We start from the raw sequence: 10,575 nt of genomic DNA on the forward strand, positions 1-10,575 counted from the left end.
GCATCACTGCCCCGCCCAGCAGCAGGATGCCCAGGCCGCCCGCGACCGGGGCCGCCCAGGTGAGGGCGCTGTCGTCGTCCTGGGCCGCGTCCGGGCCGGATCCGAAGAACTTCCGGCCGTACGCCGCAGGGTGGAGCCCCTCCGGTTCGAGCTTGCCGCCCGCCTTGATCGCGGCCGCCGGGTCGACGAAACCGAAGCCGTAGGAGTCGTCCCGGCCGCCCGTCGGCGCGTCGTCGGCCGTGTCCTCCAGGAGCTGCTTGATCTGTGCGGGGGTCAGGCCGGGGTGGGCCGCCCGGACGAGGGCGACCGCGCCGGAGACGAACGCGGCGGCCGCGCTGGTGCCCCAGCCCTCGTAGTACTTGCGGTCGGGGTCGGCGATGACGACGTCGTCGCCGGGGGCACTGACGGTGGCGTACCAGCGGCGGGTGGAGAAGGAGGCACGGGTCCCGAACTTGTCGACGGCGGTGGCGGCGATGACGCCCGGGTAGGCGGCCGGGTACGAGATGTGGTCGCCCTTCTCACCGCCGTTGCCCGCGGAGGCGACGACGACGGCGCCCTTCTTGAGGGCGTACTGGACGGCGGCGTCCTCGGCGGGTTCGGGGTGGGCGGACTTGGAGTCGTCGCCCAGGGACATGTTGATGACGTCGGCGCCGTGGTCGACGGCCCAGCGGATGCCCTCGGCGAGGGCGTTGCCCCGGGTGGTGCGGGCCTTGGAGCGGGCGGGGTCCTTGTCCTCGAGGATGACGCGCACCGGGAGGATCCTGGCCGCCGGGGCGATGCCCAGCACGCCGTCCTCGCCGCCCGGGCCGTGTCCGTGGCCGGCGATGATCCCGGCCATGGCGGTGCCGTGCTTGGCCCAGGTGGCGTCGCCCCGGCTCGCCCCGAAGCCGACCATGTCCTTCGTGGGCAGGACGTTGCCCACCAGGTCGGGGTGCTCGTCGTCGACGCCGGTGTCGAGGACGGCCACGGTGACGCCCGCGCCCTTGGTGGTCCGCCAGACCTCCCGGGTGTGCATGGCGTCCAGGGCCCACTGCTGGGAGCGGATGTTGTCCGCGTGGGCGGTGGTGGACGGGACGAGGGCGAGGGAGGCGGCGAGGAGGACGCTCAGCGCGCCGGCCCTGCGGTGCGTGCCGATCCTGTGGTGCGCGCCGGCCCTGCGGTGGGTGCGGGCCCTCATGAGCGTCGTGCGGGTCATGAGGCGTCGTCCCCGGCCGAGGCGACCGTCTTGCGGAAGCGGCGTTCCACGCGGTCGGCGAGGCCCTGTGCCTCGTGGCCGAGGCCGGCCTGGGCGGGCGTGGTGGTGGCGCCGGGCTTCATGGCCTCCTCGGCGGGCTGCGGCTCGGTGATGGTGCGGCCGTCGGCGAAGCCGGAGACGGCGTAGACGACGACCGGCGCGTCGGTGAGGACGGAGAGGGTCCAGGAGGCACGCTGGCCCGCGCCGAAGCCGGCCGCGACGGTGCCCTTCGCGGCGTACGGCAGCGGCATCAGGTCGGTGCGCGTGTCCAGGCCCTCCTTGCCGAAGCGGGACTTCAGGGAGGACATGGCGGCGGAGTCGGCCGTGGTGAAGAGCAGGCCCACGGTGGTGACATGGCTGCGGGTCGCGTCGGTGTAGGTGGCGCGGAGCAGCCGCAGACAGCCGACCGGGGCGAGGGCCTTGCGGAGCAGCGGGTCGAAGGCGTCCCGGCAGCGGCTGTCGGGGGCCACGGCTATCCGCGTCCAGGTCCGGTCGGCGCCGCCAGGGCCGGCGCCCTCGCCGTCGACGGTGCGCGGGAACAACTGGTCGACGGGCACGCTGTGCCACAGCTGTTCGGCGGCCGCGAAGCCTCCTCGGTCGCCGTCGGCGTCCGCGTCCCCGGTGAGCCAACTCCCGGTCACCGCCCCGCCGATGAGCCCCAGGCCGAGGACTACGCAGGTGGCGGCTGCCAGGGCGCGGGAACGGCTGGGGCGCGTGCGGATGTCGTCGTGCGTCTCGGGGTGGTACGTCTCGGGCCGCGCGAAGGTGATGTACGGGCGGCGCCCCGGGCGTACGCCGAGTGCCGCGTCGAGCGCCTCGACGGAGCGCCGCGAGGCACTCGACGCGGGTGTCCAGCCGAGCGGTTCCTCGTCCCGGACGGGCCGCAGCCGGGTGGTCGACTCGGTGTGCGCCTCCTCGGACAGGGCGCTACGGCGCGGCGGGGCCGTGGGCCTGGGCGGAGCGCCGGCGGCGCCGGTCGGCTCGCCACCCGGCCGGGTCACTGTGTCCGCGGGTCCTGCGGAGCCCGCCGACGCCGGCGGTGGCGCGTCGGGAAACCGCGACGAGGCCACGGGCGGGGGCGGGGCGGCCTGGGAGGTGCTCTGTGCGGCGGCTCGGCGGAAGTCGTGCGGCCGCTGTGCGGCGGTGCCCGGCCCCGAGGAGCCCGTGTCGCGGGAGGCACCCGACGGTGTCCGTGGCGGGGCGGAGGGCGGCATGGGCGGTGCACCGGCCGTCGGAGGGTGCTGCGGGCGTGGCGGTGCCGGATCGGGCGAGGGTGTGGGGTGCGGAGGAGGCAACGGAGCACTCGTGGAGACGGAGCCCCCCGGCGCACGGCCCCGGGTGGCGGAGTCCGGCTGCGCCTCCGGCGTGGACCCCGGCCCGGTGTCCCCGGACGCGGCGGAGCCGTTCGCACCGGGCTTCCGCGGAGGCGCCGGTGGACGGGGTGGAGTCGTGGGGCGTGGGGGGATGGAGGCACGACGCGCTTCGGTGCTCATGCACCCCCCGTTTCCTCGTGTCAGGCCGCCTCGGAGACCGTCCGGGCGTACGACCGCTCATGGGGAGCGATCGTCGCGCCGAGGCCGCCTGCCTGGGTGTCCGCCATGAGCATCCGTACCCGTGGCGGGGCATGGCCATCCCCGGCCGAGGTCGTCCCCATGCGCTCGCGTCACTTTACGGGTTGACGCGCGCCGAGAGTGAACCAGTCCGCAGGCCTGGGGGATCTGCCCGGAACATCCCCCTACCCAGCGGTAATCGAGTCTGGCAGGCTTCGTTCATGACTGCCCGTGCCGCTGACCGCGCCCGCTACGACCGGGCCACCGCTCATCTCGACGCCCCTGTGGCGATCGTCGACCTGGACGCCTTCGACGCGAACGCCGACGACCTGCTCCGCAGGGCCGGAGGCAAGCCGATCCGCGTGGCCAGCAAGTCCGTCCGCTGCCGGGCCCTCCTCGAACGCGTCCTGGGACGCGAGGGGTTCGCGGGCATCATGTCCTTCACCCTGGCTGAGTCCCTGTGGCTGGCGCGGTCCGGCTTCGACGACGTCCTGCTCGCCTACCCGTCGGCGGACCGCTCGGGCTATGCCGAGCTGACCGGTGATCCCAAGCTGGCCGCCGCCGTCACCGTCATGATCGACGACCCGGCCCAGCTCCAGCTGATCGACGACTCCCGCGCGGGTGGTTCCGAAGTCGTGCGTGTCTGCCTGGAGTTGGACACGTCACTGAAGCTGCTCGGCGGGCGCGTGCGCGTCGGCGCCCGGCGCTCCCCGCTCCACTCCCCCGCCCAGGTCGCCGAGATGGCCCGTACGGTCGCCCGGCGGCCCGGGTTCAAGCTGGTCGGCATCATGGCCTACGAGGGGCACATCGCGGGTGTCGGGGACTCGCTCGCGGGGCGTCCGTTCCGCTCGCGGGCCGTGCGGCTGATGCAGGCCGCCGCGAAGAGGGAGCTCGCCGAGCGGCGCGCCGAGGTCGTACGTGCCGTCCGTGCCGTGGCGCCCGACCTGGAGTTCGTCAACGGCGGCGGTACGGGCAGCGTCCAGCACACCGCCGCCGAGGACGCGGTCACCGAGATCGGGGCCGGGTCGGGGCTGTACGTCCCGCGGCTCTTCGACAACTACACCTCGTTCCGGGGGCGTCCGGCCGCGCTCTTCGCGCAGCCCGTCGTCCGCCGGCCGGGCGTCGGCGTCGTCACCGTCCTGGGCGGCGGCTACCCGGCCTCGGGCGCCGCGGGCCGCGACCGGCTGCCCGTCCCGTATCTGCCGGAGGGGCTGAAGTACGACCCTCAGGAGGGCCCTGGCGAGGTCCAGACGCCGTTGCTGGGCGCGCCCGCCGACGATCTCCTCATCGGCGACAAGGTGTGGTTCCGGCACGCCAAGGCGGGCGAGTTGTGCGAGCGGTTCGAGGTGCTGCACCTCGTGGCGGGCGACGAGGTGACGGCGACCGTGCCGACGTATCGCGGCGAGGGCCACACGTTCCTGTAGTCGGCCGGACCTTGCCCCTGGCGCGCGGCTGCGGTGGCGTACCAGGGGCTTCGTGTGACCGGAGCGGTGTCGTGACTAGAGCGGTGTGACGTACGCGCCCGAAATGCCGCCGTCCACCAGGAAGTCGGTGGCGTTCACGAAGGACGAGTCGTCGCTGGCGAGGAACGCGACGGCGGCCGCGATCTCCGTGGCCTCCGCGAACCGCCCGAGCGGGATGTGCACCAGGCGGCGGGCGGCCCGCTCGGGGTCCTTGGCGAACAGTTCCTGTAGGAGCGGTGTGTTGACCGGGCCCGGGCACAGCGCGTTGACGCGGATGCCCTCCCGCGCGAACTGGACGCCCAGCTCACGGGACATGGCCAGCACACCGCCCTTGGAGGCCGTGTACGAGATCTGGGAGGTCGCGGCGCCCATACGGGCCACGAACGACGCGGTGTTGATGATGGAGCCCTTGCCCTGCCGCCGCATGTAGGGGATCGCCGCCTTGCAGCACAGGTACACGGAGGTGAGGTTGACCTCCTGGACGCGCTTCCATGCATCCAGGCCGGTCTCCAGGATGGAGTCGTCGTCGGGCGGTGAGATGCCCGCGTTGTTGAAGGCGATGTCGACGCTGCCGTAGGTGTCGTACGCGGCCTTGAACAGCGCCTCGACCTGCTCGGGGTCGGTGACGTCGACCTTCACGAAGATTCCGCCGAGTTCGTCGGCGGCGGCCTTGCCGCGCGTCTCGTCGACGTCGCCGCAGACCACGTGGGCCCCTTCGGAGGCGAGTCGGCGCGCGGTGGCGAGGCCGATGCCGCTGCCGGCACCGGTGATGACGGCGGTACGGCCGACGAGGCGGCGGCAGATGCTGTCTTCGGTGCTGGCGGTGCCGGTGGCGCTGGCGGTGCTGTCGGTGCTGTCGGTCATGAGCGGCTCAGGCCTCCGTGCTGATGAAGACGTTCTTGGTCTCGGTGAAGGCGGTGAGCGCGTCCGGGCCGAGCTCGCGCCCGATCCCCGACTGCTTGAAGCCGCCGAAGGGGGTCCAGTAGCGAACGCTGGAGTGGGAGTTGACGGACAGGTTGCCCGCGCGGACGGCCTGGGAGACGCGCAGCGCCCGGCCGACGTCACGGGTCCACAGGGAGCCGGAGAGGCCGTACGGCGTGTCGTTGGCGAGCCGGATCGCGTCCGCCTCGTCCTCGTAGGGCAGGACCACGGCCACCGGCCCGAAGACCTCCTCGACGGCCACGCGCGCGTGGGGCTCGGCTCCGGTCAGGACGGTGGGCGGGAACCAGAAGCCGGGCCCCTCGGGGGCCTTGCCTCGGATGCCGGGCGCGTCCGGGTCGACGTACGAACGGACGCGGTCCAGCTGGACCTTGGAGATGAGCGGACCCATCTGGGTGTTCTCGTCGGCCGGGTCGCCGACGAGGACGGACTCGATGGCGGGCGTGAGGAGGTCGAGGAACCGGTCGTACACGGACCGCTGCACGAGGATGCGGGTGCGGGCGCAGCAGTCCTGGCCGGAGTTGTCGAGGAACGACATGGGGGTGGCGGCCGCGGCTGCTTCGAGGTCGGCGTCGGCGAAGACGATGTTGGGGCTCTTGCCGCCGAGTTCGAGCGTCACGCGCTTGAGCAGGGCCGAGCCCTTCGCCAGTACCTGCTTGCCCACGGCCGTGGACCCGGTGAACACGATCTTCGCGACGCCGGGATGCTCGACGAGCGCGTTGCCCGTGACGGGCCCGTGGCCGGGCAGCACCTGGAAGAGCCCCTCCGGGAGCCCTGCCTCCAGGGCGAGTTCGGCGAGGCGGAGAGCGGTGAGCGGGGTCGTCTCGGCGGGCTTGAGGAGGACCGCGTTGCCGGCCGCGAGCGCGGGGGCGGTGCCCCAGGCCGCGATGGGCATCGGGAAGTTCCAGGGCGCGATGACACCGACGACACCGAGCGGTTCGAGGATGGTGACGTTCAGGCCGCCGGGGACCGGGATCTGGTGGCCGGTCAGCCTCTCCACTCCCCCGGCCGCGTAGTCGAGCAGATCGCGGACGTTGCCTGCCTCCCAGCGGGCGTTGCCGATGGTGTGGCCGGCCTCGCGGACCTCCGACTGGGCGAGTTCTTCGAGGTGTTCGTCGACGGCGACGGCGAACCGGCGCAGCAGCCGGGCGCGGTCGCCGGGGGCCAGTGCGGCCCACTCGGCCTGGGCCCGGGTGGCCCGTACGACGGCCGCGTCCACGTCCTGGGCGGTGGCGGCCGGGACGGTGGCGACGATCTCCTCGGTGGCCGGGTTGAGTACCTGGAGCTCATACAACTCTTGCTCGTGCTGCTCGGACAACAGGGGACCTCTCACATGCGTTCGAAGGAGCGGCGCAGCTCCCAGTCGGTCACCGCGGCGTCGAAGGCGTCCAGCTCGACGCGCGCCATGTTGCGGTAGTGCGCGACCACCTCGTCGCCGAAGGCGGCCTTGGCGATGGGGCTGTTCTCCCAGAGCTCGGCGGCCTCGCGCAGGGTGGTGGGCACGTGCGCGTACTCGGCGGTGTACGCGTTCCCCGGGCACGCCTCGGGAAGCTCCAGCTTCTGTTCGATGCCGTACAGCCCGGCCGCGACGAGACCCGCGACGGCGAGGTGCGGGTTGACGTCACCGCCGGGGAGGCGGTTCTCGAAGCGCATGGATCGGCCGTGGCCGACGACCCGGAGCGCGCAGGTGCGGTTGTCGTGGCCCCAGGCGACGGCGGTCGGGGCGAACGACCCCGGCTGGAACCGCTTGTAGGAGTTGATGTTGGGCGCGTACAGCAGCGAGAAGTCCCGGAGCGCGGCGAGCTGTCCGGCGAGGAAGTGCCTCATGACGGGCGACATGCCGCCGGGGTCGGTCGCGGAACCGGCCATGACGTTCGCGCCGTCGGCGTCCGCCAGCGACAGGTGGATGTGGCAGGAGTTGCCCTCGCGCTCGTTGTACTTGGCCATGAAGGTGAGCGACACGCCCTCCTGCGCGGCGATCTCCTTGGCGCCGGTCTTGTAGACGGCGTGCTGGTCGCAGGTGACCAGGGCCTCGTCGTACTTGAAGGCGATCTCGTGCTGGCCGGGGTTGCACTCGCCCTTGGCGGACTCGACGGTCAGCCCGGCCGCCGCCATCTCGTTCCTGATCCGGCGCAGCAGGGGCTCGACACGGCCCGTTCCGAGGACCGAGTAGTCGATGTTGTACTGGTTGGCCGGCGTGAGCCCTCTGTAGTTGGCGTCCCACGCCTGCTCGTACGTGTCCTTGAAGACGATGAACTCCAGCTCGGTGCCGACCTGGGCGGTGTAGCCGAGCTCGGCGAGCCGGTCGAGCTGGCGGCGCAGTATCTGGCGGGGCGCGGCCACGACCGGGGAGCCGTCGTTCCAGGCGAGGTCGGCGATCAGCATCGCCGTACCCTCGTTCCAGGGCACCCGGCGCAGTGTGCTCAGGTCCGGGTGCATGGCGAAGTCGCCGTAGCCCCGGTCCCAGGAGGACATCTCGTACCCGTCGACCGTGTTCATCTCGGTGTCGACGGCGAGCAGGTAGTTGCAGCCTTCGGTCCCGTGCTGGAGCACCTCGTCGAGGAAGAAACGCGCGGCGAACCGCTTGCCCTGGAGACGTCCTTGCATGTCCGGGAAGGCCAGGACGACAGTGTCGATCTCGCCGCCCGCGACGAGGGCGTGCAGTTCCTCGACACCGAGCGGGGGTGTGCGGTCTGCCACGGGAGGGCCTCCTTCGGGCTGTGTCGCGCTGGTACGCGCTTCTTCGGCCGGGCTCGGTGCTTCTTCCGGCATTCGCCGGCTTCAGCCAACTCAGATCGGCTTCCGCCGACTCATATCGGCTTCCGCCGGCTTCTTCACCCGGGCCGAGAGCCCTAAGGTATTGCGGAGAACCTTTGCTTGGGAAGGGGGCACGGCCGGATGTCGGTGGAACCTGACAGCGGCCCGTACGACGGGCTGGCCCCGGTGCTGCGTCCGGTACGGGCGGGCAACGGCTTCGAGGAGGCCCTGGAGCAGATCCTGCAAGTCGTACGGCTCGGCCTGGTGCCCGGCGGCGAGCGGCTGCCCGCGGAGCGGGAGCTGGCCGAGCGGCTCGGGATCAGCCGGGTCACGCTCCGCGAGGTCCTCAAGGTGCTTCAGGATCAGGGGCTGGTGGAGTCGCGGCGCGGACGGTACGGCGGCACGTTCGTGCTCCCCCGGACCGACGTGGGCGGCCAGGACGAGCTGCGGCGCCGTATCGAGAGGGTCGACATCGAGGACGTGCTGCGCTTCCGCGAGGTCCTGGAGGTGGGCGCGGCCGGGCTGTGCGCGTCGCACGGTCTGACCGGCGAGCGGGCGGACCGCCTCCGCGAGGCGCTGGCCCGTACCCAGGACGCGCCGCTGACCGACTACCGTCGGCTGGACACCCTCTTCCACCTCACGCTCGCGGAGCTGAGCGGCTCCCCGTCCCTCACGGCCCAGTACGCGGCCGTCCGCGCGACGGTCAACGACCTGCTCGACTGCATCCCGCTGCTGGTCCGGAACCTGGAGCACTCGCAGCGGCAGCACGGCGCGATCGTCGAGGCGGTGCTGGACGGGGACGCGGACGGGGCGCGGGAGATGACGCGGGAGCACTGCGCGGGGACGGCGGCGCTGTTGCGGGGGTTCCTGGCGTGAGGGGGCCGGGCCGCTGGGCGGCACTTGCCTTCCGACGTGGACCCGGCAAAGGTATGAACGTGCCCCATTGAGGAGGCGTCCTCGTGAGTACGAACCACTTGAGTGCGAGGGAGAACCGCGTGGCCAGGCCGCTGATCGGTGTGAGTACGTATCTGGAGTCCGGCGCGCGCTGGGGCGTCTGGGAGCTGGAGGCCGCGCTGCTGCCGGTCGGCTACCCGCGACTGGTCCAGGCGGCGGGCGGTCTGGCCGCGATGCTGCCGCCGGACGATCCGTCGTACGCCGTCGAGACGGTCGCCCGCCTCGACGGCCTGGTGATCGCGGGCGGCCCCGATGTCGACCCCGCCCAGTACGGCGCCGAGCGCTCCCCCCGCACCGGTCCGCCCGCGCCGGAGCGCGACGCCTGGGAGCTCGCCCTGATCCGCGCGGCGCTGGCCGCCGGAACCCCGCTCCTGGGGATCTGCCGCGGCATGCAGCTCCTCAACGTGGCCCTCGGCGGAACGCTGATCCAGCACCTGGACGGCCACGTCACGCAGGTGGGTGAGTTCGGCCGGCACGCGGTGAAGCCCGTGCCGGGCACCCTGTACGCGGACATCGCGCCCGAGGGGACCGCCGTGCCGACGTACCACCACCAGGCGGTGGACCGCCTCGGCGAGGGGCTCGTCGCGTCGGCGTACGCCGAGGACGGCACCGTGGAGGCGGTCGAGCTGCCCGGTCGGGCCTGGGTGCTGGGCGTCCAGTGGCATCCGGAGATGGGCGAGGACACGCGCGTGATGCGCGCCCTCATCCGAGCCGCTTCCTGAGCCACTCCAGCGCGGCCTCGCCCTGCGCCCGCTGGAAGGCACGCAGCGTCGGGAGACCGGGCGGCGGAGGCTGCCGACAGTTCCTGATCATGAACCCGGCGAAGCCCGCGAGGGTCGCGGTGACCGCGTCCGACTCGGCGTCGCGCCCCAGGGGATGCGCGGCGAACACCTCCTCCGGATCAGGGCCGCCCTGTGCCCGCACGGACGGCAGCATGAGCAGCAGGTCGAACCAGGGCGCGGCCCCTCGCCGTGCGTGCGGCCAGTCGACGAACACGACACGCCCGTCCTCGGTGAGCAGGATGTTGTCGGCGCGGAGGTCGCAGTGGGCGAGGGTGTCGCCGTCGGCGAGGCCGGTCCAGGAGGCGGCGAGCTCGGCGAGGTGCGGCAGATGGCTCACGGTCCAGGGGTCGAGGACTGCTCCGTCGCCTCCCTCGTCTCCCTCGTCTCCCTCGTCGATCACCTGCTGCCAGCCGCGAAAGGCTTCGGCCAGGCTCTCGACGACGGTGGGGGCGTCGAAGGGCGCGGGCGTGAGCGTGCGACTCAACTTTCCGACGGCGTCCAGCACGAGTGCCAGCTCGGATTCGCGCCACGGCACGGTCGGCTGCCGTCCCGCCACGTCCTCGAAGACGAGCGCGACCCAGGTGCCGTCGTCGTACGAGCCGAGGAACCGGGGCGCGGGGACGTCGGGGGGCAGGGCTGCGGCGTTCCGGGCCTCCTCGCGGTGCATCCCCGGGCTGACGGGGTTGACCTCGGCGCTCACCGCCTTCACGAACGCCCGTCGGCCTCCGGCCGTGGTCACCCGTGCGGCCACGCCGGGTGAGAACCCGCCCGTCTGCGTGACCGCCCGTGCGACGGGTGCGCCGAGCATGTCCGCGACGGCGGCGCGCACGGTGGTGGGGAGGGCTTCCCAGGGCGTCCGAACGCCTACGGCCGGTGGGGCGAGGGAGGTCATGTCC

General features: G+C 72.8%; 10 protein-coding genes. 3 read left to right on the plus strand and 7 right to left on the minus strand.

Annotated features, from left to right (window positions below; translation table 11 throughout):
- The 3 genes from mycP to FNH08_RS51070 form a co-directional block, all read right to left on the minus strand.
- A partial coding sequence (gene mycP / locus FNH08_RS33540; RefSeq protein ID WP_152775300.1) for a type VII secretion-associated serine protease mycosin occupies positions 1-1,177 on the minus strand: 1,177 nt, incomplete at its 3' end.
- Between the two features lie 14 nt (positions 1,178-1,191).
- A complete protein-coding gene (locus tag FNH08_RS52420; protein WP_228034504.1) occupies positions 1,192-2,448 on the minus strand; it encodes a hypothetical protein in 1,257 nt (418 codons plus the stop codon).
- A 299-nt stretch (positions 2,449-2,747) separates the two neighbouring features.
- The gene (locus FNH08_RS51070) at positions 2,748-2,888 is read right to left on the minus strand and encodes a hypothetical protein (RefSeq protein WP_194238703.1); all 141 of its coding nucleotides are present in this window, start codon (positions 2,886-2,888) and stop codon (positions 2,748-2,750) included.
- A 117-nt stretch (positions 2,889-3,005) separates the two neighbouring features.
- On the opposite strand from FNH08_RS51070, the gene FNH08_RS33550 reads away from it, so the two are divergent.
- The gene (locus tag FNH08_RS33550) at positions 3,006-4,208 is read left to right on the plus strand and encodes an amino acid deaminase/aldolase (protein ID WP_152775296.1); all 1,203 of its coding nucleotides are present in this window, start codon (positions 3,006-3,008) and stop codon (positions 4,206-4,208) included.
- 75 nt (positions 4,209-4,283) lie between these two features.
- Here the strand turns inward: FNH08_RS33550 and FNH08_RS33555 are convergent, their stop codons facing one another.
- From FNH08_RS33555 to FNH08_RS33565, 3 genes are read right to left on the minus strand one after another with little or no spacing between them, the layout of a single operon-like run.
- Entirely contained in the window at positions 4,284-5,111 is an 828-nt protein-coding gene (locus FNH08_RS33555) for a 3-oxoacyl-ACP reductase (protein ID WP_152775297.1), read from the minus strand.
- Between the two features lie 7 nt (positions 5,112-5,118).
- Positions 5,119-6,504, minus strand: coding sequence for an aldehyde dehydrogenase family protein (locus FNH08_RS33560; RefSeq protein WP_152775298.1), 1,386 nt, complete (start codon positions 6,502-6,504; stop codon positions 5,119-5,121).
- Between the two features lie 11 nt (positions 6,505-6,515).
- Positions 6,516-7,886: a glutamine synthetase family protein gene (locus FNH08_RS33565; RefSeq protein ID WP_322725932.1), complete on the minus strand. Its 1,371-nt coding sequence runs from the start codon at positions 7,884-7,886 to the stop codon at positions 6,516-6,518.
- Between the two features lie 198 nt (positions 7,887-8,084).
- Between FNH08_RS33565 and FNH08_RS33570 the strand changes: the two genes are divergently transcribed.
- Both FNH08_RS33570 and FNH08_RS33575 read left to right on the plus strand, forming a co-directional pair.
- On the plus strand, positions 8,085-8,819 hold the full coding sequence (locus FNH08_RS33570) for a FadR/GntR family transcriptional regulator (RefSeq protein ID WP_152775299.1): 735 nt from the start codon (positions 8,085-8,087) through the stop codon (positions 8,817-8,819).
- Between the two features lie 119 nt (positions 8,820-8,938).
- Positions 8,939-9,619 (plus strand): gamma-glutamyl-gamma-aminobutyrate hydrolase family protein, encoded by a 681-nt coding sequence (locus FNH08_RS33575; protein WP_322725933.1) that lies wholly within the window; start codon positions 8,939-8,941, stop codon positions 9,617-9,619.
- Here the strand turns inward: FNH08_RS33575 and FNH08_RS33580 are convergent.
- On the minus strand, positions 9,600-10,571 hold the full coding sequence (locus FNH08_RS33580) for an aminoglycoside phosphotransferase family protein (protein WP_152775303.1): 972 nt from the start codon (positions 10,569-10,571) through the stop codon (positions 9,600-9,602). The genes FNH08_RS33575 and FNH08_RS33580 overlap by 20 nt on opposite strands.
- Positions 10,572-10,575 lie beyond the last annotated feature (4 nt).

The organism is Streptomyces spongiae, assembly GCF_009377185.1.
GTDB classification, from domain to species: domain Bacteria; phylum Actinomycetota; class Actinomycetes; order Streptomycetales; family Streptomycetaceae; genus Streptomyces; species Streptomyces spongiae.